The sequence below is a fragment of the Roseiarcus sp. genome, from assembly GCF_052145395.1.
GTDB lineage: Bacteria > Pseudomonadota > Alphaproteobacteria > Rhizobiales > Beijerinckiaceae > Roseiarcus.
On record NZ_JBKQOT010000564.1, the window covers coordinates 1 to 22,067 of the forward strand.

Here is a 22,067-nt window from a genome sequence, read left to right on the forward strand (position 1 = left end):
GAAGCAGGCGATCGCGATCGGGCCGGTGGCGAGCCAGGAGGCGATCAAGCTCATCGGCGACAACGGCGGCGGCTTCTTCAACGCCAATTCCGCCCATCCGTTCGAGAACCCGAGCGTCTGGTCCAACGTCCTGCAGAACTGGAGCCAGCTCGTGCTGCCGGTCGCGCTCGTCTTCGCCTTCGGCCGGATGGCGCGCGACGTCCGGCAGGGACACGCGCTGCTGATCATGATGGCGGTCATTTTCGTGATCGCGCTCGCGGTCGTCTGGAAGGTCGAGGCGGCGGGCAATCCGGCGCTCGCCGCGCTCGGCGTCGATTCTTCGCTCGGCAACCTCGAAGGAAAGGACCTGCGCTTCGGCCACGCGGGCGCCGCGCTGTTCGTCGACGCCACGACCGGCACCGGGACCGGCGCGTCGAACGCGGTCCTCGAATCGGCGATGCCGCTCTCGGGCCTCGTCGCGATGTTCAATCTGCTGCTCGGCTGCATCTCGCCGGGCGGCGTTGGGACCGGCCTCTACAGCCTCATCCTCCTTGTCCTGATCACGGCCTTCATCGGCGCGCTGATGATCGGACGGACGCCGGAATATCTCGGCAAGGAGATCAATTCCCGCGACATGCAGTTCGCCACGTTCGCGCTGCTTCTGTCGCCGGCTCTCGTGCTCGTTTTCGCCGGCGCTGCGTCGGTGATCAAGATCGCGCTTGACAGCCTCGGGGTCGGCGGTCCGCACGGCCTCAGCGAGATCGTCTACGCCTACGCCTCGAGCGCCGCCGACAACGGTTCGGCCTTCGCGGGCCTGAACGCGAACACGCCCTGGTGGAACGTCACCACGGGAATTGCAATGTTCCTCGGCCGGTTCGCGCATGCGATCCCGATCCTGGCGATTGCCGGGTCGCTGGCGGCGAAGAAGAAGGCGAAACCCTCCGCCGGGACCATGCCGACCGACGGCGCGCTGTTCATCGGTTTCCTGCTCGCCGTGATCCTGGTCGTCACCTTGCTGCAATACCTGCCGGCGCTCGCCCTCGGGCCGGTCGCAGAGCACGTCCTCGCGGCGCGGGGCGCGACATTCTGAGATTGCGGTGCGATGCGCCTCTCGTGGTCTTGCGGCTCACGCAATCGCCGACAGGTTCGCGGCCCGCCGGCTCGCGGCGATGGAATTGAACTTGGCGCTGAGGTCGGGATTGGCCCGCATCAGGTTCTGGAAATCCGCCCGGCGCAGCACCAGCAGGCGGCTGTAGGTCTGCGCCCGGACGTCCGCCTGTCTCGGCTCGCCGGTGATGAGCGCCATCTCGCCGAACACGTCACCGCTGCCGAGCAGCACGTGACCTTGCGGCAGCGCGACGTCGACTGCGCCGGAGGCGATGAAGAACGCCGTGTCGCCGCGGTCGCCTTTCCGCACGATCAGTTCGCGCGGCACGACGAGACGCGGCCTGAGGAGCCGCGCGATACTGTCGAGGTGCTTGTCGTCGAGCCCGGCGAAGAGGTCCAGCCGCTCCATCAGGGCGCGCGTGTCGAGCCCGATGTCGAAGCGGGGCAGGGCCTCGGCGGCGCGCGCGTCCTCGACGCCTGAGGCCAAATCGCGAAAGACCTCCGCCGCGATCAGGCCTTCGTCATAAAGCGCGCGGTAGCGGCCGATCTCGCGCCGCAGGGCGGATTGCCGCAAGAAACGGGCTTCGAGCGCGGCGGCGTAGTCCGGATATTGGCGGCGGAGCGCGTCGAGGCCGGTCTTGATGCGGTCGAGACGGTCGGTGAGGATCTTGTCGACCAACGCTTCGACGCGATCGCTAAAGATGGCCCGCGAGCGCTTCGCCGAGGCGCTGGCGAGCTCCTGGATCACCAGCCGCATGGTCAAGAGCCATTCGAACCGCTCGCCGAGCTGCTCGGCGAGAAAGCGCCGAATTCCAAGGCGCCGATGCAAAAAATAGGCGGCGCGAAACCAGATGGGAAAGGCGAGGCCCGCCTCGGCGGCGCGCTTGTATCCGAGTCGCCCGTCGGCGCGCGCGCCCTCGATCAGCGCATCCGCGTTGCGCATGAGCGCCTGCACGACCGCGGGCGAGGCCGTGCGCGACGCGAGCGTCTGTAGCACCAGCGTGCGCTCCTGATTGCCGAGGGCGACCAGAGAGACGGTGACGCGCTCATGCTCGGTGAGGGTGACCCCGCGAACCGCCCGTCGCGCCGAGGCCTCCTTCACCCAGACCTCGTAGGGCGCGAGCGCCCGCGCCGCCGCCTTGGGATCGAGCGCATGCTCCTCGGCGGATTTACGAATGAGCGCGATCGCGTCGGCGTAGGACACTTCCAGCACCCGGTCGCGCAGCAGCTGATCGGCCGGCGACAGCCGGTCGAGACCGAGAGCGCGGATGAGAAAGCGCAGCGTCGTGCCGTTGACGAGCAGCGTGAACAGCACGAGGCCCGTCGCCAGCACGGCGACGAACCGCTGGACCGAAGCGGGGATCGCGGGGTTCTCGGTCACCGAGAGCGCGAGCACGAGCGTCAGCGCCCCGCGCAATCCGCCCCAGGCGATCGCAATCTTGTAGGCGTTGCTGATCGGCTTCGTCAGCTTGGCGAGGCTGAGCAGCGGCAGAAGCCCGAACAGCACCGCGAGCCGGGCGACGAAGGCCGCGACCACCAGCGCCGCCACGAGCACGATGTCGTGGAATTGCAGGTCGAGCAGCAGCTTCGGCACCAGGATCGAGGCCAGCAGGAAGACCAGCGAATTGGCCCAGAACGCCACCTGCCTCCATACGCCGGCGAGGTATGACCAGTTGCGCGGGTCGATCCGGGTGCGTCCGACCGCGCTCACCGTCATGCCCGCCGCCAGCGTCGCGACGACGCCCGACACATGGAAGATCCTGTCCGCGACGATGTACGACAGATAGGCGAGCGCGAGCGCCAGGGTCGCCTCGGCGAGCGGATTGTCGCGGGTCCAGCCGACCAGCGAGAGCGTCAGGCGCCCGGCGACGAAGCCCAGCGCTGCGCCGCCGAAGAAGGACACGGCGAACTCGATTGCGCCGTCGCCGAGATGCGGCTCGCGGCCGTCGACGATGATCCCGAGCAGCACGGTGTAGGCCAGGATCGCCGAGGCGTCGTTGAGCAGCGATTCGCCCTCGACGAGCCGGGTCAGGCGCGCGGGCGCGCCGACGTCGCGGAAGATGGCGATGACGGCCGCCGGATCGGTGGTCGAGACGACGGCGCCAAGCAGGAGACAGACCACCAGCGGCTGGCCGGAGATGGGCCAGAGCGCCAAGCCGACGATCGCCGCGGCCACCAGCGTCGCGATCACCGCGAGAACGAGGATCGGCGCCGCGTCGTCGAGCACCCGCCTGACGTCGGTCGTCAGCGCCGCTTCGAAGATGAGCAGCGGCAGGAAGACGTAGATGAACGTCTCGGAGCCGAGCGGCAGATTGGCGAACAGGCGGACAACTTCCCCCGTTCCCTCCGACAGATGCATACGGGTCAGCAGCGCCGAGGTTGTCCCGATCGCCGCGCCGATCGCGGCGAGAAGGACGACCGGAGCGAGCCTCAGCCGCTCGGCGATCGGCTGGCTGAGCGCGACCAGAATCAGCAGCGCCGCAAACACGGCCAGAACGAGGATGATATCGGGCAAGGGGCTCCTGCGCGGGTTTGGCGCCGCCGGGGCGAGCGCGACCCGCACTGTCGAGGCGGCGGCTTTAGCTTGTCAACGTTTACGGCGCGCTTGCCGGCGGCGCCCAACATTCTGCATGAAAAGGCGCGCTGGACGTGTCTATTGCGCTGACGCCGAGCCCCGTGATGCGGCCGCGGACTTGATCCAGACCAACCGTGAGCATCGCGCCGTCCCGCGAGCGGGTCCGGCGCGGCTCGTCGACTGGGGCTAAAGCTCCTCGGCCGCCTTGCGCAGCCGCGCGCCGAGGTCGCCGCGGCGCCTCGTCATTTCCGACCAGCCTCGGGTGGTCGCGATCATGCCGCCGTCGATGACGAGATCCTGGCCGTTAACGAAGCTTCCGCCGTCGCTCGCGAGGAACACGGCGGCGCGGGCAATGTCCTCGGGCAGGCCGGCGCGAGGGATCGGCTGGGCATGGGCGAACAGCTCCTTCACCAGACCGGTGATGCGGTCGGCCTTGGTTCCCTCGACCCCCGCGGCCTTGGCGAAGGTGCCGGTGACGATCGCGCCCGGCGAGAGGCTGTTGACCCTGACGCCGTGCTCGCCGAGTTCGATCGCGACCGAGCGGGTCAGCGCGAGAACCGCGCCCTTCGACGCCGAATAGATGTGGCCGGAGACGCCGCCGCGGTGGCCCGCGACGCTGGCGACGTTGATGATGCTGCCGGATTTCTGCGCGACCATGATCGGCGCGACGTGCTTCATGCCAATCAGCAGGCCCCGCACGTTGACCGCGATGACCGCGTCGAATACGCCCATGTCGCTGTCGGCGACGCCGACGATCGGCTGGGGCGATGCGGCGTTGTTGACGAGGCAATCGACGCGGCCGAAGCGTGCGACCGTTTCGACGACCATCGCTTTGACGTCGTCCTCCTTGGCGACGTCGGCGCGGACAAAATGGAGGCTGAGGGGGCCGCGCCTTCCGCCTCTCGGCGGGCGGCGGCGACCACCTGGGCGCCCTCCTCGACGAAAACTTCGGCGATCCGCTCGCCAATGCCGCTGGTTGCGCCGGTGACGATCGCGACCTTTCCGCTCAATGCGCCCATGGCGTTCTCCCCTCACTCATCGCCGGGACCCTCGCCGGCGCGCGGAATCCGACGATAGCCGAAAGACCTGGGGGGCTTAAGAGGCGCCAACGCCCGAGGGCTCAAGGCGCCCGCACCGCCACCGCGCCAATCCTTGCGGCGGCCTTGGCGAGCGCCCGATCGAAGCTTGCAAAAGCCTCGCACTCGGACGAAGTCGCCAGATGCAGCGCGTCGGCGAAGTCCATGCCTTGCCGGGCCCAGTCGAGCGCCGCGACAGCCGCGGCACGCTCCTGCGCCGCAACGCGCGGCAAACGGAGAAAGGCCCGCAGTTTGTCGCACACGTCCTGGCGCGGCAGTCCATAGGCGGTTCGCAGGACCCACTCCGTTTCGAGCAGGACGCTCGTCGCCAGGAAGGTATCCTCGGCCGCGATCAGGTTTTTCGCGCGCTCGGCCTGACTGTGATCGTCATCGACGAGGAACCGCACGATGACATTCGTGTCAATCGCGATCACGAGTCTTCCTCAGCCAGCGGCGCCGGGCCTCCTCCAGCACAGCGTCGTTCATCTCCTCGATCGAAACGACGCGCTCGACCGGGCCGAGACTGCCGAAGACGTCTTCGACGCGCGTCGGCTCGTCCTTCGGCGCCGCCCGCAAGAGGACTCCGTCCGGCCGCTCCTCGATCGTCAGCTCGACGCCGGCCGCCCACCCGCGCGGGTCGCGGATCGCCTTGGGCAGGACGATCTGGCCCTTGGTCGAAACCCTCGTTTTCAGGCTCGCGGCTTTCGCCATGGGCCGCACCTCCAGCGTTGGTAAGAGGCAGGTAAGATAGGGAGCGCTTCCCTTCGGCGCAAGGCGCGCCGCCTACCGCCAGCCCTCCGCCTCGACCCGGCTCCAGAAGCCGTACTTGCGGCCGTGCCGGCGGCGGAGTTCGGCGCGATAGTGCCGGTGCAGCTCGATCGGCCAGCCGGGCGCTTCGCGCGATTCCAGCCCTTCGAGCGCGCCGTAGTAGCGCGCGGCGGGAGCGTAGGCGAGGGACAGGCCCCGGTCGAGGATCGAATCGACCAGCGCGCGATAGAGAATGACGGCGCCGAGGGGGTGCTTCGGTTCGAGCGCTTCGGCCGCCGGCGCGAGCGCCTCGTATCGCTTTCCGTCCCACTCCTTGCGCCGCTCGACGGCGAGGCGTTCGGCGAGATCGAGGCGCGGCCATTGGATGAAAAAACGCAGCGCGGCATGGAGGAGCGGCGAGGCTAGGACCAGGGCGAAGGCGGCGTCGAGCGCCTCAACGTCCTCGAAGTCGGGCAGGCGCGCGACGTGCTGGCGCAGCATGTCGGCGTCGAGCGTCTCGGCGAACAGGCGCCAGCGCAGCGCTTGCGCCGCTTCGCGGTCGCCGAGCGCCTCGAGCGCCAGGACTTCGAGCTTTGCGCGCCGATCGGCGCCGGGATCGCGCGGGTGAAGCCCGACGCGAAGATCGGCCATGCTCAGCATCTTGATTGCGGGCGGGGCCGGACGGCTGAGCCATTCGAGCGCCTCGCGGGCGCGGCCCGCGTCGATCAGCCGCTCGGCGATCGCGGCGGAGTCGGGAGCGTGCCCGGGCCATGCGGATTCGAGCGCGATGAACGCGTCGACGTCGCCGCGCGCGTCGGCGATGCGCTGGCGCAACTCGATCAGGCGGCGCGCTCGCGCCCGCAGGCTCCAATCGGCGTCCCCGGCCCCGCTCGACGCGAGGGCCTCGATGGCCTTGGCCAGACGGGCGTCGAGCGTCTCGACCACGCCCTGCGGCGTGGCGGCCAGAATCTCCGCCATCGAGGCGTGAATCACGGCGCTGCGCGAGTCCGCCGCTAGCCTGTAGAGGCCGTCGGCGAGCGGGGCGGCCTCGTCAGCGGACAGGCGTCCGATCAGCGCGGGCAGCGCGGCGGCCGCCGCGCGATAGACGCCGGCGATGTCGACGTCGGAAACGGCCGACCGCGCAAGCGTCCGGTCGGCGGTGGCGAGCAGCCTGATCAGGCGCTCAGTGGCCCCGTCGGCGTCGATCTTCGCGAGATCGCCCGCGATGATCTTCAGCGTGGCCGACAGGTCCTCGACAAAGGCCCGGATGCGGCCCGAACCGATTGCGCCCTTCGCCCTCTCGAGCGCCGCAAGCCGTTTGTCGACGATCGCCGACACCGCATGGGGCCCTTCGGCCGCCGCAAGCGCGGCGTCGAGGCGCTTTTTGAAGGCCGGGTTGCTCCCGGCCTCCTCGAGCGCGAGCTCCGCAAGCCGCGGGGCGCCGAGGCCGATCAGGGAATCGATGCTGAGCGCTGGCCTTCGCGCCATCTGCCCGATGTCCTTTCCCAAGCGGCGCGCGGTCGCGCGGTTTTCGAATCGATGGGCGCGGGATTATTGCCGCCAGCGCATCGCGCGCCATCGCCGCCGGCGCGAGCGGCGTTGCCACGGGCGGCCCCAGGGGGTATCGCAAGGCCGCAATTCCCGTCCGACGATGTGAGGCCTGCCCATGGATCCCCTGATCGAAGGCTACCGGAAATTCCGCGCCGAGATTTGGCCGGCGGAGAGGGCCCGCTACGAAGCGCTCGCCCATTGGGGGCAGAGCCCGGAGACGATGGTGATCGCCTGCTCGGATTCGCGTGTCGATCCTCAGACCATTTTCGCGGCCGTGCCGGGCGAATTGTTCGTGGTGCGCAACGTGGCGGCGATCGTGCCGCCCTACCAGCCCGACGTCGGCTACCACGGCACCAGCGCGGCGCTCGAATTCGGCGTCAGGGTGTTGAAGGTCCACCGCCTCGTCGTGCTCGGCCACGGGCAATGCGGCGGCGTGCGGGCGATGGCCTTCGGCGCGCCGCCGCAGGCGCCCGACTTCATCGCCTCGTGGGTCGAGATCGGCCGGCCGGCGGTCGAGGCGGCGGGCGAAACGCAAGAGGGGCGGCTCTCCCGGATCGAGGCCGAGGTCGTTCGACTGTCGCTCGCCAACCTCATGACCTTCCCCTGGATCGCCGAGGCCGTCGCGGCCGGGCGGCTCACGCTTCAGGGGTTTCTGTTCGACGTGCACACGGGGGTGCTGACGAGCGTCGGCAAGGACTCGCTCGACGTGGTGACGTGAGCGGCCTGAGGGCGGCTGCCGCCAGCGTGCGGGACGGGCGGCGCGGATAATTCCCTTTACGGGACGCCTGTCGCGAGGCGATATGGCTTTGGCGCAGGGTGCGGCAGGAGGAGCGGCATGAAGGCGGAGGCGGGCGTCGGAACCATCGAGCGCCGCTTCGATGCGGCCTTCCGGGCCGAGTTCATGAACCTTCTCGCCTGGCGGCGCGACGTGCGCCGGTTCCGGACCGAGCCGGTTCCCGAAGAGACCCTCGACATCCTGTTTGAGTTCGCCGGGTTCGCCCCTTCGGTCGGCAATTGCCAGCCGACGCGCTTCGTGCGGGTCGACGACGAGGCGCGGCGCTCCGCGGTGCGGGCCAATTTCGAGGCGGCCAATCAGGAGGCGCTCACCGCCTATCGCGGCGAGCGGGCCGAACTCTACGCGAAACTGAAGCTCGCCGGCCTCGTCGAGGCGCCCGTCCATCTCGCGGTGTTCTGCGACGAGGAGACGGGGCAGGGCCACGGCCTCGGCGCGCGCACCATGCCGGAGACCCGGCGCTATTCTGCGGTCTGCGCGCTGCATACGTTCTGGCTCGCGGCGCGCGCCTACGGTCTCGGGGTCGGTTGGGTGTCGATCCTCGAGCCGGCGGCCTTGGCCGAGACGCTCGACCTGCCGCAGGCGTGGAGCTTCGTCGGCTACCTTTGCGTCGGCTGGCCGGAGGAGGAGCATCGGACGCCCGAATTGGAGCGGATCGGCTGGCAGGCCCGCACGGCTCATCCGGTCCTCAGGCGGTAACGCGTCGCCTTGACGCGGCCGCGCGCGCTTGGCGTCCGGGCGCGCGCCGTCGTATTTAGGCTGCATGAGCGAAGTGATCCCGATTGTCGAGGCGCCGACGCGCCTGACGGCTAGAGCCCTGATCGTGGGCGATCGCATCGACACGGTCGGACTCGAGCGGCCGGACACGATCTCGCTGCTTCCGCTCGCCTTCCGCGTCGGTGCGCACGGGCTGGTCGCGCTGTTCCGGTTCGGCGTTGCGGTGATGGTCGGCCTGACGCCGCTCGAGGAGGAGGACACGCTGGCGAGGCTCCAGTCGCGCACGAGCGGCGAGCGGGCGAAAGGCGACGACGAGACCGCCATTCTGGAGATTTCGCCGGTCGGCGACGAGCAGAAATCGTCCGGCGGCCCGATCCAGGTCAAGGACCTCTCGCCGCAGCGCTTTCTGGTCGTCGCCGACGCCCTCGCCAAGTCCGTGGCGCTGGCGCGCGACGAGCGCGAGGTCAACAAGGTGTTCGACGTCATCGAGCCGTTCGCGGCGAAGCTCGCCGCCTCGGGCCGGACGCCGTTCCGCCGGCGGCACATGCTGCGCCTGATCGGCCAGGCGCTTCTTGTCCAGCACCGGGTCTCGGGCCGCGTCGCGGTCGAGGAAAAGCCGGACGTGCTGTGGGACCGGCCTGACCTCGAGCGCCTCTACGCGAGGCTCGAGGACGAGTACGAGCTGCAGGAGCGCGCCGGCGTGCTCAAGCGCAAGCTCGACGTGATCGTCGAGACCGCGCACGCGCTCACCGACATCATCGACGCCGACCGCGCGACCCGGCTCGAATGGGCGATCATCCTGCTGATCGTCGCGGAGCTCATCGCCGCGATGGTGCAGATCTGGATCGCGACGGCGGGGCGGTGAGGTCACGACCGGCGGCGGTCATCAAGGCTTTCCCCTTCGCACCGGCGAATGGTAAGCTTGAAGGCGGAAGTGCGCGGTCCGAGCGCAAGAGGAAGCAATGAGCAAGCCGGTAATCTTCACGGTGTCGGCGGTTTGGGACCCGGACGCCCGCGTGTGGAGCGGCCATTGTGACGACATTCCCGCCGCGGCGGACGCGCCCACCCTCGACGAATTGTTCGACAAGATATCGCGAATGGCTGTAGATGTTGCGCCGGACAATCATCCGGATGTGGCGCCGGAGTCCATCTTCATTCAGGTGATGGCGATACGCGAAGCGGTTCCCGCGGCCGCGTGAATGGTGCCGCAAATCGATCGCCCGCTGCGCGACTTGTTGATCAAAGCGGGATGCGAATTTATTCGACCGGGACGAGGGAGCCACGAGATTTGGCGCAGCCCGAATACGCAACACCATTTTCCTGTGCCAATCGGTATTCCCAGCCGACACACAGCGAATGCGATACTCCGGCAGGCGGGTCTCCCGAAGGCGTTTTGAGCCCTCGTTTTCGCCTAACCGGCCGCCTCGACGGTCGGAGCGCGGTCGAATCGCCTCGGTCGAGCAGATCTGGATCGCGACGGCGGGGCATTGAGCCGAGGCAGGTCCAGGGAAACGTCATTCGACCCAGGGGTCGATCGTCTCCACGCCAGCCGCCTTAAACGGCGCCTCGTCGCGGGTCGCGACGGAAAGCTTGTTCGCGGCGGCGATCGCAGCGATCTGGCCGTCGGCGAGTCCGATCGCGAGCCTCCGCGCGCGAGCGGCGCCCATGATGGCGGCGTAAGCCCGCGCCGCCGGAAGATCGAAGGACAGGATGCGGCCGGCAAAGAGTCGCAGGATTTCGTCTTCGAAGACCTCCGCGAGCCGGGGCCGCCGCCTGGCCGCCGGGAGCGCCGCCGCCCCGAACAGAACCTCCGCGACGCTGATCGTCGAAATGAACAGGGTCCCCGGCGCCTGCCGATCGAGCCACGCGGCCGCCCGCGGATCGCCGCGCGCCTTCATCGGCTCGGAAACCACGCTTGTATCGACGAGGATCATTCAAAACGGATCGGCTCGGGCGGCGTTCCGTCGCGTTCGAATTCGACGCTGCGAATGCGGCCACCAAGAGCGGTCAGCGCCGACCCGATCCGGGGCTCGGGAGAGCCGGCGACCGCCGCGTCCAGGATCGCCCGAATTTCCGCCTCGGTCGATCGGCCATGCTTTCGCGCGCGCATTTTCAGCGCGCGGTGCGTGCGCTCTGTTCATTGTCAGGCCGGCCCCACGACGTTAGGGACACGGCATGTCGAAACATATCTTCGTCCTGACTGGCGCGGGCGTCTCCGCAGAGAGCGGACTTGGAACCTTTCGCGACAAGTCGGGCGACGGGATCTGGTCGACGTTCGATGCGAGCAAGCTCGCGACCCCGCAGGCCTTCGCTCGGGATCCGACGACCGTGCTCGCCTTCTATGACGCACGGCGGCGGAACCTCCTCAACGCCAAGCCGAACCCGGCGCATTTCGCGCTCGCGCGGCTCGAGCAGGGGCTCCCCGCGCGAGGCGGCCGGCTGACCCTGGTGACCCAGAACATCGACGATCTGCACGAGCGCGCCGGCTCCAAGCGGGTCCTCCACATGCACGGCGAGCTTCTAAAGGCGCGTTGCCAGATTTGCGGCGCCACGACGATCTGGCCGCGCGACCTCAACATCGACGACGCCTGTCCCGAGTGCGGCCATTCGGGCGTTCTGCGTCCCGACGTCGTCTGGTTCGGGGAGTTGCCCCTTCATCTCGACGCCATCTACACCGCTCTCAGCAACGCCGACCTGTTCGTGGCGATCGGCACGTCGGGCGCGGTCCATCCCGCGGCCGGATTTGTCGCCGAGGCGGCCGCCTACGGCGTCCCGACTTGCGAGATCAACCTGGATGCGGCCGACAACGCCTATTGCTTCGACGAGGCCCGCTACGGGCCGGCGAGCGAGACTGTCCCGGCCTGGGTTGAGGAATTGCTCAGAACGTGATCGAAAGGAGGGCGGGGGCGTCGTCCGGCGGCGGATCGCGTATGCGCGAGGCCGGACCAAGCCGAGATCGGACCCATTGGCGACGGACTCTCTCATCGAATTCGGGTTCATGCCCGTCAACGGAGTGACCCTCCATTACGCGGCCGCCGGGCCGGAGGACGGAGCGCTGGTCGTTCTCCTGCACGGCTTCCCCGAGTTCTGGTTCGGCTGGCGCGACTATTTCCGGCCGCTGGCCGAGCGCGGCTTTCGTGTCGTGGCGCCGGATCAGCGCGGATACAACCTGTCGAGCAAGCCCGAGGGCGCGGAGGCCTATCAGCTTGGCGCCGCGGCGGTCGACGTCTTCGCTCTCGCGAGCGCGCTGGGCCGCGAGCGGTTCCATGTGGTGGGACACGACTGGGGCGCCTCCGTCGCCTGGACGATGGCCGGGCTCGACCCGAGGCGGCTGACCAGCGCGACGATGATCCAGGCCCCGCACCCTGCGGTGTGGCTTCGGGCGATACGGGAGGATCCGGAGCAGCGCATCAAAAGCCGGTACCTTCAGATCCTGCGCATGCCCTGGCTTTCGGAGATGTCGCTGAAGCTCGGCAATTTTGCCGGCCTCTCGCGAGCGTTCAGGTCGTCGGCGCGGCCCGAAGCCTTCTCGCCCGAAGCGCTGGAGGTCTATCGCGAGGCCTGGGGCCGGCCCGGCGCGCTGACCGGGATGCTGAACTGGTATCGCGCGCTGTTCGTCGCGGAGCTAGCCACCCCCGCGCCGAAGAGCCTGAAGCCGCCGACGCTCGTCCTGTGGGGTGACCGGGACGAGTTCGGCGTCCCCAAACTCGCCGACGACAGCGTCGCGCTCTGCGCCAATGCGCGCCTCAGGCGCATCCCCCAGGCGACCCACTGGGTCATCCACGACGCCCCCGAGGTCGTGCGCGACGCGCTGCTGGACCATCTCTGGCGGTCGTGGGAAACTCTTGGCCGAGGACGCGGCGGGGGAGCCCGGCCGGTCCCGAGCGAGGGACAGGACCATGTTCGACCATATCGGTTTCAACGTCGACGATCTCGGGAAGAGCAAAGCGTTCTACGCCGCGGCGCTCGCGCCGCTCGGCATGCAGGTGCTTCGGGAGGGGGAGGGCTGGGCCGTGATTGGCGGACCGTATGGACGGCTTTGGATCGGTCAGCTCGGCCTCGCGGCAAGCCCGATTCATTTCGCCTTCCGGGCCGACGACCGCGCGGCGGTCGACGCCTTCCACAAGGCTGCGGTCGCGGCAGGCGGGCGCGATAACGGCGCTCCGGGGCTGCGGCCGAAATACGGTCCCGAATATTACGCGGCCTTCGTCTATGATCCCGACGGCCACAACGTCGAAGCCGTGACCTTCTCCGCCGCGTAGGCGACTGGCGTGCGGGCGTAGCGAACGGCTCGCGCCCGCCGCCCGGCCAGTGATTTTCGCTTTCGGTTTCCGAGGCCCCGCCAACGCCGCCAGTCTCAAGCGCCGGGAGGGACCGTTGGCTCTTTCCACCTATTGGACGGGTTCGGCCGCCGGCAGCTTCCACGCCCCGCTGAGAGCTTCCGCGCGCGGCCGGTAGAGGCGGACCATGGTGCTCCAATCGGGCGGAGTCGGCAGGCAGTTCGGGATATGGCCGTCGCAGCCGCCGAACTGGACCACGACCGCGCCGTCCGGCTCGGCCTTCGCTGTGACCGAATTGACCGTATAGGCCTTTTGCGCATTCGACGCGAAGCGGCCGTCGGCGTCGTACACGCTCACCGACCAGAAGCCGTCGACCGGGACGTTTTTGAGCGTCAGACGATGGACGGTCCTGCCGTCGTTGCGGTTGGGGACGACGTTGAAGAAAAGGACGTCCTGCTCCGGCAGTCCGCCCCAGGCGGCGCCCGCGCCGATCAGCCGCCGCACCGGGTCCGCCCCGCCGCGCGGCCCGAACATGCCTCTCGTGTCCGGCAGCGTCTCGGCCAGCACCGTCAGGCCGGTGCGGACGTCGACCTGGCTCGCCGCCTCCCAGTTGGGGACGGAGAACGCGCCGGGTCCGCCGGGCTGATCGACCTTGATCGCGTTCTGCAGGGCGCGGACGGCCTCGACGTCCTTGGGATCGTTGGCGTCGACGAAGATTCGCACGGCGGCGAGCGCATAGCGCGACCCGATCGCCTCCTTGGTGAGCTTCAAGGCGCCCGCACCATAGAAAACCTCCGGCGTGTCGGCGTCCTCGTCGATGACCTGCAGCGACAGGAATCGCTTGCCCGCGTCCGGCAGGGTGATCGTGACGGGTCCGGCGTCGAGATCGAACACCGCCGCCGAGTAGAGGGTGTCGCGGTTCATGCGCAGGACGCCCTGATGGTCGAGGGTGGTCGGGTCGCGGCGATGGACGAACTTCCCCAACCCCGCCTCCTTCACGAGGCCGGCGAAATTGAGATCGGATTCGGCGCGGGCGAAATTGTCGGGGGTGACGGGGACAGGAGGGGACGCCGCCGGCCGCGGCGCGGGCTGCGCCGTCGCGGCTGCCGCAGCGGCAAGCAGCAGGGCGAAAATCATCGTCGTCTCCGTCGCAAGGGTAGGGTGGATTCGAGTCCCTTTCGGGAGCGCTCGCCGGGGCCGCCAGCATAGTGTCGGGTTGACGATCCGCAGACAACGATCTCGTCACGCGGGAGACGAACGGTCCTTCGCGACGGAATCCGCGATGTGGCGCGCTTCGATTCCGATCTCCCGCAACTGACCGGTCGGCGAGGCGATCGCGCCGCAGAAGAAAAGTCCTCGCTCCGCCGTGCGCCGCCCGCTGACGAGCGGTCTGCCGGCGAGGTTCAGCACGCCGGCCGCGTCCGGCAGCAGGGCGCTGAGGTCCGGCCGGAATCCCGTCGCGAGGATGACCGCGTCGTACGGCTCCGTGCGGCCGTCGGCAAACAGGACCGATGCCGGCGAAAAAGCCTCGACGCCCGGGCGAACCGCGATCCGACCGGAGCGAATCATCGCGACCGTCCCGACGTCCAAGAGCGGAATGCGGCCATCCTCTTCGATCATCTGGAGTGGCCCTCTCGCCGCCCGCTCGAGTCCGAGCTTTTCGATCGATCCGACCGCCAGCCGGATGGCGGGGGCGTTGAGGGTATCGGCGAGGCGCGCGGGGAGCCTTTGCTCAGCGATCGCCCAGGCGAGGATCGGGAGGCCGAGGAGTTCGCGCGGCAAAATGCAGACCGGGCCGCGCACCGAAATCGCAACCTCGACGCCGGCTTCCGCCAGGTCGAGGGCGATCTCCCCGCCTGAGTTGCCGAAGCCGACGACCAACGCGCGCCGTCCGCGAAAGCGGTCGGGATTGCGGTAGCCGGCGGAGTGCAGGACGTCACCGCCGAAAGTCTCGATTCCCGGCCACCGAGGAGAATAGGGGAAATCGGCCCAGCCCGTCGCGACAATGACTGCGGGCGCCTCGAAGGTTTTGTCTTCCGTCTCCGCCCGCCACAGCGTTCCCCTGCGACGGACCGCGTGGACGAAAGTCCCGAATTGCGGCACGAGCCCGAATTGCGTCGCATAATTTTCGAGGTAGGCGACCACGTCGAGGCGGGATGGGTAGCGCCCGTAAGTCTTCGGCATGGCAAGGCCGGGCAGCGCGGAGTGGCGGCGGTCGGTGTGCAGGCGGAGCCGATCGTAGTGGCGCCGCCACACGGCGCCGACAGCGTCCGCCTTTTCGAGGATGACGGGATCGAGGCCGCGCTCGCGAAGGCAAGCCGCCGCAGCCAGACCCGCTGGCCCGGCGCCGATCACCAGGGCGTCGCAGGGTTCGGACATCGCGCCCTTCCGGTCTAACGCGCCGCCCCAAGGCGAGGGCGCTGTAGTCTGCCACAGACTGAACCCGCTCTTCGGCGGTCGTGTGGCCGGTCGCCTCTCGAAGATCTGGCTGCTGCGCCTGCCGATAGCACCGAAGGACGAGGGCCCTGGCGGAAAAAGGGCCGAGCCGGCAGACGCGCTCCGGCGGCAGTCCTCCCCCGTCGGCCGCGCATCAGCCATGAAGATTCGGGGGAACGCGTTCGTTGACGAAAAGGTGCGGCGCTGCGAAGCTGCGCTCCTCGAAGGGCGCGCAAGATCCAGCGGCGCAATCACACAATCAATAGCGTACGGAGGAAATCGTGGAACGTCGCACAGCTTTGAAACTCATGGGCGCCACGGCGGCGATGGCCGGCGCCGGGCTTGTTCCCGGCCGCGCCAGCGCCGCGGACAAGCCGACGATCGCCCTGATCCCCGGACTGACGTCCGACGGCTTCTACATCACCATGCATAAGGGGGCGGAAGCGGCGGCGAAGGCGGTCGGCGCGGACCTTATCTACCAGGGCGCGGCGGAATGGAACGTCTCGCTTCAGGCGCCGATCCTCGACGCGATCATCGCCAAGAAGCCGGGCGCGATCATGATCGCGCCGACCGACAAGACCCAGTTCATCAAGCCGCTGCGCAAGGCCTTCGACGCCGGGATCGCGGTCGTGTGCGTCGACACATTCATCGGCAACGGCGTATTCCAGACCGGTTCGGGCGACGCTGATTTCCCGATCAGCTACGTCGCGTCCGACAACGTGCTCGGCGGACGCATCGCGGCGCGCGCGCTCGCCAAATCGATCGGCGACAAGGGCAAGGTCTACGTCTCCAACGTCAAGCCGGGCGTCTCGACCACCGACCAGCGCGAAGAGGGTTTCAAGCTGGAGATGAAGAACCATCCGGGGATCGAGGTGCTCGAGACCCAGTTCAACGACGACGACGCCAACAAGGCGGCGGCGCAGGTGCAGGCGGTCATGGGCCGGGTGCCCGATCTGGCCGGCGTGTTCGGCGCCAACCTGTTCTCGGCCACCGGCACGGCCAACGGCGTCAAGCAGGCCGGGAAGTCGGGCGTGGTCAAGATCGCCGGCTTCGACGCGCCGGAGTCGGTCGTCGCCCTTTTGAAGGACGGCACCTTCGAACTCACCATCGCGCAGCATCCCGCGGAGATTGGATACTTCGGATACATCGTCGCCTACGCCCATCTCACCGGCAACCCGGTTCCGACGGCGATCGGGACTGGCTTCACGGTCATGACCAAGGGCAACATCGACGACCCGAACGTCTCGCGGTTCCTCTACAAGAGCTCGTGATCGCACGGTTGAGCGCTTAAGAGCCGCCGGCCCTTAAAGGGCCGGCGATCTGCGCTGTCCAATTCGCCTAGGAACCGCATGACGATTGCAGCGACGTCGCCTCCGGCACGGCTTGCCCACCCAATTCTTCTCTGGATCGCGCAGCTCAGGGCCTGGGCGTTCCTGGTCGTGCTCGTCGCCTTCTTCGAGATCTGGGCGCGCGCGGCGGAAGGCGTCTCGTTCCTCTTCAACGTCTACAACATCCAGTCGATCCTGGTGTTCGCCACCGCGCCGCTCCTGCTGGCGCTCGGCCAGACCTTCGTGATCATCTCCTCGGGCATCGATCTGTCGCTCGGATTCGTGATGGGCCTGTCGTCGGTGATCGCGGCGCATGCGTCCAACTACTTCACCGCCGAGCTGGGTTTGCCGCCGTTCGTCGCGATGGTGGCGGCGATCCTCAGCGGGACGGCGGTCGCGATCTTCCCGGGCTTCGTCAACGGCCTGCTCGTCTCCCGCCTGCAGATCCCGCCCTTCATCGGCACGCTCGGCATGTACGGCGTTGCGCGCGGCGCGGCCTATCTTTTCGCCGGCGGAATGACCGTCGCCATCGACAACGACTGGTACAGCGCGATCGGCAACGGCCGGGTTTATGGGGTCCCGGTGCTGGTGATCATCACCGGCGTCGCCTGCCTCGTCCTGCATTACATGCTGTCGCAGACGCGCTTCGGTCAGCACACTTACGCGCTCGGCGCCAGCAAGCCGGCGGCGAACCGCGCCGGGATCGACATCAAGAGGCTGACGCTGCAAATCTATCTGCTCTCGGCGATCATGGCCGGCGTCGCGGGAGCGATGTACACCGGCCGCTTCACCGCCGGCGCTCCCCAGGCCGGCGAGCCGCTGCTGCTCGATTCGATCGCGGCGGTCGTCATCGGCGGCGCCAGCCTGTTCGGCGGATCGGGCACGATTTGGGGCACGATCGCCGGCGCGCTCGTCATCGCCGTCATCCAGTACGGTCTCGTCTTTATCAATGTCGAGCCTTTCTGGCAGTTCATCGCGGTCGGCGTCGTCATCATCATTTCGGTGTTCGTCGACCAGACCCAGCGCCGCCTGATGGGAGGGCGACAGGTTGAGTGACGCCGAGCCGATTCTGTCGATACGGAACGTCTCGAAATCCTTCGGCGCCGTGCAGGCGCTGAACGCGGTGTCCTTCGACGTCCACCCGGGCGAGGTCGTCGCGCTCGCCGGCGACAACGGCGCCGGCAAGTCGACGATCATCAAGGCGATTTCCGGCGTGTTCCGCCACGACGCGGGCGAGATTCTTCTGGGAGGCAAGGCGATCGACTTCGCCACGCCTCAGGAGGCGCGCGAGAACGGCATCGAGACGATCTATCAGGACCTCGCGCTCGCCGACAATCTGTCGATCGGGGAGAACATCTTTCTCGGCCGCGAGCCGAAACGGATGCTGTTCGGCGTCCTGCCGATCCTCGACCGGGCGAAGATGGCCGGCGCGGCGAAGGAGACGATGGCGCGGCTCGACTTTCATGTCACGCGGCTCGACGCTCCGGTCGCGGCGTTCTCCGGCGGCCAACGCCAGGCGATCGCCATCGGCCGGGCCATCTACTGGAACGCCCGGCTGGTCATCATGGACGAGCCGACCGCGGCGCTCGGCGTGCCCGAGCAGCGCCGCGTGCTGGCGCTGGTCAAGTCGCTGCGCGCGCAGGGCAAGGGGATCATCTTCATCTCGCACAACCTGCGCGACATTTTCGAGGTCGCCGACGAGATCGTCGTCTTCCGCCACGGGGAGAATTCCGGCAAGCGCAAGCCGTCCGAGACGTCGCACGACGAGATCGTCAAGCTGATGGTGGGGGCGTAGCGCGTCAGACGTTCCAGCGCTTTGTCCCGCCTCGCGCGGCGATCCCGTTCGCCAGGTCGGCGGCGCGGGTGTCACCGACCTCCGAATGAGCCTCGACGCGAAAGCGGCTCCCTTAGGTTGCCGGCGCCACGAGCCTCACCGCATTTCTTCCCGCCATCCGAGTGACTTGCAAGACCCGGTCAAAGGCAGAACCGAGACGCCTGCGAACCATCGGCTCGAGGGCTGCGGCGACGAACCAACTGGCCCCGACGCAAAGCGTTACCGCGACACCCAGCGCCGCAAACCGGTTGAGGCCGAGGTCGACGCCGAACTTTAGAACCGCGGCGCCGAAAACATCGTGAATAAGATAGAGCGGATAGGTCGCGAGCCCTGCCATACGAAGCCTCCGCGCCGTGGCCTCGTTTGGCCTCCACCTGAGCGAAGCAAGAATCGCGACAAGCGCGAGCAGGAAAATCGCAATTGGAACGACGTCTGGCTCGGCCGACTGAAAGGTCAGATTGTTGTCGAGAGCTTTCGTGTGGATTTCGACCGCCGCCGCTGGCAGAAGCAAGGCGGCGAACGCCGCATGGCCCCCCGAACGACCGCCCAGGGTCACGCAATAGACCAGCATGCCTAATGCGAAATAGACGCCGTGTTCGAGCAGGGACAGTTGCAGATACCTGTCCCACAAATGGACCAGCTGGAAAGACGGAAAAGCCAAGGCGCCGATCAACCAGTATGCGGCGCTCGCTCCGCCGATCACATAGCAAAGGACGATGAGCTGTCGAAATCCGTTCGCCGCGATCAGCCCGAGCATGAGCGCGTAAAAAACGATTTCAATGCCTAGCGTCCAGTAGACGCCATCGACCCACGGGCCGAATGGCGAAAGCGTTATCGTGTCTACGTAGCGCGGCCAGAGCGCCTCGCGAACGTCGATATGAAGCGCCCAGAGCAGAACGATCGTTCCCGTCGCGCAGATCCAGGCGGCCGGAAACAGGCGGACGATCCGGCCTCGCAAGAATATCAGCGCGCCGGCGCCTGCGGCCGAATAGGCGATGATGAAGCCAGAGATGACAAAGAAAATCTGAACTCCGATGAACCCGCACCAGGTGATGTGGAAGAGTTCGGGGAACGCAACATCGCCGCTGACAATCCTCGCGGCCAGAACTTTGGATCTATGAGCGGATTTTGCTGCCCAAGTATACACCGTCAGATTGTAGAACATTACCAGCATGGCGGCGAAAAAACGCACGGCGTCGAGCCCCGGGACTGCTTTGATATAACGTCTGTTCATGGACATGCCTTCGCCCCCAACCCCATGAGCGTCAAATTCAACATCGTACCGTGGAGGCTTGATCGCAGATCGAACACGGTGGCGTCATGTCGATCGCACCTTGGCTTGTAAGCCGCGAACGGGAGCCCTGAGCGGTCACGCCGGCCCTTTCTGGCCGATCCGGTCCCTAAGCCGGCGCCGGCGTTGCGGCCGCAGGAATGACCGCCCCGAGCAGGAAAAAGCCAAATTTGTCCAGCATTTTTCCAAGCGCTACGGCTTCTTCGGCCTAGCCCCCCGATCGGGGCCCCATGACTCGATGAAAAGTAAAATCAAAAAATCGCGCGCCGAGGCGAAGCAAGCGTCTCGGCGCTAAACGAGAGCGCGTTATCAAAGCTCGTGCACGGGAGCGATGGCTTACGGGCCGTCCACTGACGGAGCGGACTGGCTCTGCGGCGCAACCGGGACCCCGACCGCTGCTGCGGCAAGAACAAAGATCGCCAGCGCCGCCACAACTGCGGCGCCGACCACCGCCAGCGTCGTCATCGTCCGATCCTCACGATTTACAAGGTTGCTGCCGGCATGACTCTGAAAAATGCTCATGATGAAAGTCCTTCCTTGCTAAGGCCGACTTCCGGCGCAGCTTCCGCGCGTCGTCTCCCTCATGCCACCCAAACAACATTCACCCAAGATCGAACATCTGGCTGTGACAACGATCACACTCTGGACAATCCGTGAAAATTTCGATCCTGCCGTTTTCGCAATGTCGAACCCTCACAATGAGAGGCGCCTCCCCGTGTCGCAGGAATCGGCTGATGCGGCGGGAGGGATGCCGCCACAGACGGAATTCGGGTCGGCGGCTGATCCAGCCCTAAGCTCCATCCGCAGGCCGAGTCTGTCATCCTCCCGTTCTAGCCAAAACATCGTAGAAGTAATGCCCACTCCTTGCGCAACTGCGCCCGTCCATGGCTTCGGCTTCGAACGATGAGAATCCGCCCATCTCCGATGTAGCCCGATGGGACCTAAGCGCGATATCTTCGCAACGAGGATCGCGAGGAAACTGAAAGCGGCGCCGGTCGGAGGAACGGATAATGTGGGGTTTCGATGGACGGCCGGTGCTCGTGACGGGCGCGAGCGGCGGGATCGGCGGGGCGACGGTCCGTCAGCTCGTCGCTGCGGGCGCCGACGTCGTCGCCAGCGCCCGCTCGAAGCCGAACCTTGAAGATCTCGCCTCGAAGACCGGCTGTCGCGCGCTGGCGTTCGACCTGACGTCGGAAGACAGCGTCCGGGGCGCCCTGGAAGGGCTCGACGTCTGGGGCGTGGTCAATTGCGGCGGCTTCGGCGGCGAGATCGCAACGCCGATGGATACGGACATCGCCGTGTTCGACCAGGTGATCAGCGTCAATGCACGGGGAGCGCTGCTCGTCACCAAATATGCGTCCCGGTCGATGATCCGCCTCGGCAAGGGCGGCTCGATCGTCAACATGTCGAGCCAGGCCGCGCTCGTGGCGCTTGCGGGCCACATCTCCTACGGCTCCTCCAAAGCCGCCCTCGACAACATCACACGGGTGTCGGCGCTGGAGCTCGGGAAATACAACATCCGGGTCAACAGTGTGAACCCGACCGTCGTCATGACGCCGATGTCGGCTTTCTACTGGGGACGTCCGGAGATCGGGGAGCCGTTCCTCAAGCAGATGCCGCTCGGCCGCTGGGCGACCGAAGATGAGATTGCCGCGCCGATCGTGTTCCTGCTTGGCGACGGCGCCTCGATGATCACCGGCGTCTCGCTGCCGATCGACGGCGGCTTCACCTGCTGCTGAACGACCGGGGGAACCTCGCCGCGCCTCTGAAGCCTCCGCTGCCCGGAGGGCCGGATAAGGGTGTGCTGCGCGATTCGATCTCAACTCATCCCGCTCTAGCCGGGCGGCGGCCGTCAGGGAGGCGGACATGACGCTTCTGCATCCAGTCTGGGCGCTGGCGGCGCTGCTCCTGGCGGCGGACGCGGACATCGTCGTGGAAACCGGGGCGCAAGGGATCTTTTTCGGCCGCGGCGTCGTCAAGGCCATCGAGCCGGGGACCGGCGCGCTGACCCTCGATCACGACGCCATCAAGGGCTGCATGCCGGCGATGGAGATGATGTACCGGGTCGAGACCCCGGACATCAGCCGGGGCCTGCGGCCCGGCGACACGATCGCCTTCAAGATCGACGGCGGCAAGTATGTCATCCTCGACGCGACCGTCGTCGGGCGCGGGAAGTAGCGCCCGCGCGTGGAGGATAGTCACATCAGGTCGCCGCCGCCGCGCCCTCGCCCCGGCGCTTCGCGGAGTCCCTCTCCCCAAAGGAGAGAGCTTCCGCGGCGGCGCCGTCGATCCCTTCTGCCGTGGGGGAAGGTGGAGGGCGATAGCCGTGGATGAGGGGATGCCGGGCGATTCG

The 22,067-nt window shown here is 67.5% G+C and carries 23 protein-coding genes and 2 pseudogenes; 14 read left to right on the forward strand and 11 right to left on the reverse strand.

Annotated elements, in window-relative coordinates:
* Positions 1 to 1,069, forward strand: a 1,069-nt coding sequence (gene kdpA, locus ACLP25_RS19305; RefSeq protein ID WP_442470779.1) for a potassium-transporting ATPase subunit KdpA, incomplete at its 5' end; no start/stop codon positions are given.
* A gap of 36 nt (positions 1,070 to 1,105) precedes the next feature.
* Here the strand turns inward: kdpA and ACLP25_RS19310 are convergent.
* The 5 genes and pseudogenes from ACLP25_RS19310 to ACLP25_RS19330 all read right to left on the reverse strand — a co-directional run bounded on the left by ACLP25_RS19310 (position 1,106) and on the right by ACLP25_RS19330 (position 6,972).
* Positions 1,106 to 3,601, reverse strand: coding sequence for a cation:proton antiporter (locus ACLP25_RS19310; protein ID WP_442470780.1), 2,496 nt, complete (start codon positions 3,599 to 3,601; stop codon positions 1,106 to 1,108).
* 246 nt (positions 3,602 to 3,847) lie between these two features.
* A pseudogene (locus tag ACLP25_RS19315) lies at positions 3,848 to 4,680 on the reverse strand (SDR family NAD(P)-dependent oxidoreductase).
* Between the two features lie 101 nt (positions 4,681 to 4,781).
* The gene (locus ACLP25_RS19320) at positions 4,782 to 5,171 is read right to left on the reverse strand and encodes a type II toxin-antitoxin system VapC family toxin (protein ID WP_442470781.1); all 390 of its coding nucleotides are present in this window, start codon (positions 5,169 to 5,171) and stop codon (positions 4,782 to 4,784) included.
* The gene (locus ACLP25_RS19325; protein ID WP_442470782.1) at positions 5,158 to 5,448 is read right to left on the reverse strand and encodes an AbrB/MazE/SpoVT family DNA-binding domain-containing protein; all 291 of its coding nucleotides are present in this window, start codon (positions 5,446 to 5,448) and stop codon (positions 5,158 to 5,160) included. The genes ACLP25_RS19320 and ACLP25_RS19325 overlap by 14 nt, the downstream gene beginning before the upstream one ends.
* 72 nt (positions 5,449 to 5,520) lie before the next feature.
* Positions 5,521 to 6,972: a DUF6880 family protein gene (locus ACLP25_RS19330; protein ID WP_442470783.1), complete on the reverse strand. Its 1,452-nt coding sequence runs from the start codon at positions 6,970 to 6,972 to the stop codon at positions 5,521 to 5,523.
* A 178-nt stretch (positions 6,973 to 7,150) separates the two neighbouring features.
* On the opposite strand from ACLP25_RS19330, the gene ACLP25_RS19335 reads away from it, so the two are divergent.
* The 5 genes from ACLP25_RS19335 to ACLP25_RS19355 all read left to right on the forward strand — a co-directional run bounded on the left by ACLP25_RS19335 (position 7,151) and on the right by ACLP25_RS19355 (position 9,942).
* Positions 7,151 to 7,753, forward strand: coding sequence for a carbonic anhydrase (locus ACLP25_RS19335; RefSeq protein WP_442470784.1), 603 nt, complete (start codon positions 7,151 to 7,153; stop codon positions 7,751 to 7,753).
* A 117-nt stretch (positions 7,754 to 7,870) separates the two neighbouring features.
* Entirely contained in the window at positions 7,871 to 8,527 is a 657-nt protein-coding gene (bluB, locus tag ACLP25_RS19340; protein WP_442470785.1) for a 5,6-dimethylbenzimidazole synthase, read from the forward strand.
* A 64-nt stretch (positions 8,528 to 8,591) separates the two neighbouring features.
* The gene (locus tag ACLP25_RS19345; protein WP_442470786.1) at positions 8,592 to 9,410 is read left to right on the forward strand and encodes an RMD1 family protein; all 819 of its coding nucleotides are present in this window, start codon (positions 8,592 to 8,594) and stop codon (positions 9,408 to 9,410) included.
* A gap of 97 nt (positions 9,411 to 9,507) precedes the next feature.
* Entirely contained in the window at positions 9,508 to 9,744 is a 237-nt protein-coding gene (locus tag ACLP25_RS19350) for a DUF1902 domain-containing protein (protein WP_442470787.1), read from the forward strand.
* Positions 9,745 to 9,942, forward strand: a complete 198-nt coding sequence (locus tag ACLP25_RS19355; protein WP_442470788.1) for a type II toxin-antitoxin system HicA family toxin — start codon at positions 9,745 to 9,747, stop codon at positions 9,940 to 9,942.
* A 117-nt stretch (positions 9,943 to 10,059) separates the two neighbouring features.
* Here ACLP25_RS19355 and ACLP25_RS19360 read toward each other — a convergent pair whose 3' ends face one another.
* Both ACLP25_RS19360 and ACLP25_RS19365 read right to left on the reverse strand, forming a co-directional pair.
* Positions 10,060 to 10,479 (reverse strand): PIN domain-containing protein, encoded by a 420-nt coding sequence (locus ACLP25_RS19360; RefSeq protein ID WP_442470789.1) that lies wholly within the window; start codon positions 10,477 to 10,479, stop codon positions 10,060 to 10,062.
* Positions 10,476 to 10,655, reverse strand: coding sequence for a FitA-like ribbon-helix-helix domain-containing protein (locus ACLP25_RS19365; RefSeq protein ID WP_442470790.1), 180 nt, complete (start codon positions 10,653 to 10,655; stop codon positions 10,476 to 10,478). Before ACLP25_RS19365 ends, ACLP25_RS19360 begins: the two co-directional genes overlap by 4 nt.
* A gap of 65 nt (positions 10,656 to 10,720) precedes the next feature.
* On the opposite strand from ACLP25_RS19365, the gene ACLP25_RS19370 reads away from it, so the two are divergent.
* The 3 genes and pseudogenes from ACLP25_RS19370 to ACLP25_RS19380 all read left to right on the forward strand — a co-directional run bounded on the left by ACLP25_RS19370 (position 10,721) and on the right by ACLP25_RS19380 (position 12,807).
* Positions 10,721 to 11,434 (forward strand): NAD-dependent deacylase, encoded by a 714-nt coding sequence (locus ACLP25_RS19370; RefSeq protein ID WP_442470791.1) that lies wholly within the window; start codon positions 10,721 to 10,723, stop codon positions 11,432 to 11,434.
* Positions 11,435 to 11,543: 109 nt separating this feature from the next.
* Positions 11,544 to 12,344, forward strand: a pseudogene (locus tag ACLP25_RS19375) (alpha/beta fold hydrolase); the annotation flags it as partial.
* A 100-nt stretch (positions 12,345 to 12,444) separates the two neighbouring features.
* Positions 12,445 to 12,807: a VOC family protein gene (locus ACLP25_RS19380; RefSeq protein ID WP_442470792.1), complete on the forward strand. Its 363-nt coding sequence runs from the start codon at positions 12,445 to 12,447 to the stop codon at positions 12,805 to 12,807.
* A 129-nt stretch (positions 12,808 to 12,936) separates the two neighbouring features.
* Here ACLP25_RS19380 and ACLP25_RS19385 read toward each other — a convergent pair whose 3' ends face one another.
* Positions 12,937 to 13,962 carry a DUF1254 domain-containing protein gene (locus ACLP25_RS19385; protein WP_442470793.1) on the reverse strand — a complete coding sequence of 342 codons (1,026 nt, stop codon included), beginning with the start codon at positions 13,960 to 13,962 and terminating at the stop codon, positions 12,937 to 12,939.
* A gap of 105 nt (positions 13,963 to 14,067) precedes the next feature.
* On the reverse strand, positions 14,068 to 15,204 hold the full coding sequence (locus ACLP25_RS19390) for a flavin-containing monooxygenase (RefSeq protein ID WP_442470794.1): 1,137 nt from the start codon (positions 15,202 to 15,204) through the stop codon (positions 14,068 to 14,070).
* A 338-nt stretch (positions 15,205 to 15,542) separates the two neighbouring features.
* Here ACLP25_RS19390 and ACLP25_RS19395 point away from each other — a divergent pair, with 338 nt between their 5' ends.
* The 3 genes from ACLP25_RS19395 to ACLP25_RS19405 all read left to right on the forward strand — a co-directional run bounded on the left by ACLP25_RS19395 (position 15,543) and on the right by ACLP25_RS19405 (position 18,384).
* The gene (locus ACLP25_RS19395; RefSeq protein WP_442470795.1) at positions 15,543 to 16,532 is read left to right on the forward strand and encodes an ABC transporter substrate-binding protein; all 990 of its coding nucleotides are present in this window, start codon (positions 15,543 to 15,545) and stop codon (positions 16,530 to 16,532) included.
* Between the two features lie 78 nt (positions 16,533 to 16,610).
* The gene (locus tag ACLP25_RS19400; RefSeq protein WP_442470796.1) at positions 16,611 to 17,645 is read left to right on the forward strand and encodes an ABC transporter permease subunit; all 1,035 of its coding nucleotides are present in this window, start codon (positions 16,611 to 16,613) and stop codon (positions 17,643 to 17,645) included.
* Complete coding sequence (locus ACLP25_RS19405; RefSeq protein ID WP_442470797.1) at positions 17,638 to 18,384, forward strand: ATP-binding cassette domain-containing protein; 747 nt, start codon at positions 17,638 to 17,640, stop codon at positions 18,382 to 18,384. The genes ACLP25_RS19400 and ACLP25_RS19405 overlap by 8 nt, the downstream gene beginning before the upstream one ends.
* A gap of 112 nt (positions 18,385 to 18,496) precedes the next feature.
* On the opposite strand, the gene ACLP25_RS19410 is transcribed toward ACLP25_RS19405, so the two are convergent.
* A complete protein-coding gene (locus ACLP25_RS19410) occupies positions 18,497 to 19,657 on the reverse strand; it encodes an acyltransferase family protein (RefSeq protein ID WP_442470798.1) in 1,161 nt (386 codons plus the stop codon).
* 393 nt (positions 19,658 to 20,050) lie between these two features.
* Positions 20,051 to 20,236 carry a hypothetical protein gene (locus tag ACLP25_RS19415; protein ID WP_442470799.1) on the reverse strand — a complete coding sequence of 62 codons (186 nt, stop codon included), beginning with the start codon at positions 20,234 to 20,236 and terminating at the stop codon, positions 20,051 to 20,053.
* 488 nt (positions 20,237 to 20,724) lie between these two features.
* Between ACLP25_RS19415 and ACLP25_RS19420 the strand changes: the two genes are divergently transcribed.
* Together ACLP25_RS19420 and ACLP25_RS19425 are read left to right on the forward strand one after the other, a co-directional pair.
* Positions 20,725 to 21,453, forward strand: a complete 729-nt coding sequence (locus ACLP25_RS19420; RefSeq protein WP_442470800.1) for an SDR family oxidoreductase — start codon at positions 20,725 to 20,727, stop codon at positions 21,451 to 21,453.
* 127 nt (positions 21,454 to 21,580) lie between these two features.
* The gene (locus tag ACLP25_RS19425) at positions 21,581 to 21,892 is read left to right on the forward strand and encodes a copper-binding protein (RefSeq protein WP_442470801.1); all 312 of its coding nucleotides are present in this window, start codon (positions 21,581 to 21,583) and stop codon (positions 21,890 to 21,892) included.
* The last annotated feature ends 175 nt before the right edge of the window (positions 21,893 to 22,067 follow it).

Excerpts from the sequence above, each read along its gene's own strand:
- ACLP25_RS19420 (WP_442470800.1), top strand. The coding sequence starts at position 20,725 with ATGTGGGGTTTCGATGGACGGCCGGTGCTCGTGACGGGCGCGAGCGGC.
- ACLP25_RS19330 (WP_442470783.1), bottom strand. The coding sequence starts at position 6,972 with ATGGCGCGAAGGCCAGCGCTCAGCATCGATTCCCTGATCGGCCTCGGC.
- ACLP25_RS19385 (WP_442470793.1), bottom strand. The coding sequence starts at position 13,962 with ATGATTTTCGCCCTGCTGCTTGCCGCTGCGGCAGCCGCGACGGCGCAG.
- ACLP25_RS19325 (WP_442470782.1), bottom strand. The coding sequence starts at position 5,448 with ATGGCGAAAGCCGCGAGCCTGAAAACGAGGGTTTCGACCAAGGGCCAG.
- ACLP25_RS19410 (WP_442470798.1), bottom strand. The coding sequence starts at position 19,657 with ATGAACAGACGTTATATCAAAGCAGTCCCGGGGCTCGACGCCGTGCGT.
- ACLP25_RS19360 (WP_442470789.1), bottom strand. The coding sequence starts at position 10,479 with ATGATCCTCGTCGATACAAGCGTGGTTTCCGAGCCGATGAAGGCGCGC.
- ACLP25_RS19365 (WP_442470790.1), bottom strand. The coding sequence starts at position 10,655 with ATGCGCGCGCGAAAGCATGGCCGATCGACCGAGGCGGAAATTCGGGCG.
- ACLP25_RS19380 (WP_442470792.1), top strand. The coding sequence starts at position 12,445 with ATGTTCGACCATATCGGTTTCAACGTCGACGATCTCGGGAAGAGCAAA.
- ACLP25_RS19355 (WP_442470788.1), top strand. The coding sequence starts at position 9,745 with ATGGTGCCGCAAATCGATCGCCCGCTGCGCGACTTGTTGATCAAAGCG.
- ACLP25_RS19425 (WP_442470801.1), top strand. The coding sequence starts at position 21,581 with ATGACGCTTCTGCATCCAGTCTGGGCGCTGGCGGCGCTGCTCCTGGCG.
- ACLP25_RS19350 (WP_442470787.1), top strand. The coding sequence starts at position 9,508 with ATGAGCAAGCCGGTAATCTTCACGGTGTCGGCGGTTTGGGACCCGGAC.
- ACLP25_RS19345 (WP_442470786.1), top strand. The coding sequence starts at position 8,592 with ATGAGCGAAGTGATCCCGATTGTCGAGGCGCCGACGCGCCTGACGGCT.
- ACLP25_RS19335 (WP_442470784.1), top strand. The coding sequence starts at position 7,151 with ATGGATCCCCTGATCGAAGGCTACCGGAAATTCCGCGCCGAGATTTGG.
- ACLP25_RS19400 (WP_442470796.1), top strand. The coding sequence starts at position 16,611 with ATGACGATTGCAGCGACGTCGCCTCCGGCACGGCTTGCCCACCCAATT.
- ACLP25_RS19390 (WP_442470794.1), bottom strand. The coding sequence starts at position 15,204 with ATGTCCGAACCCTGCGACGCCCTGGTGATCGGCGCCGGGCCAGCGGGT.
- bluB (WP_442470785.1), top strand. The coding sequence starts at position 7,871 with ATGAAGGCGGAGGCGGGCGTCGGAACCATCGAGCGCCGCTTCGATGCG.
- ACLP25_RS19370 (WP_442470791.1), top strand. The coding sequence starts at position 10,721 with ATGTCGAAACATATCTTCGTCCTGACTGGCGCGGGCGTCTCCGCAGAG.
- ACLP25_RS19415 (WP_442470799.1), bottom strand. The coding sequence starts at position 20,236 with ATGAGCATTTTTCAGAGTCATGCCGGCAGCAACCTTGTAAATCGTGAG.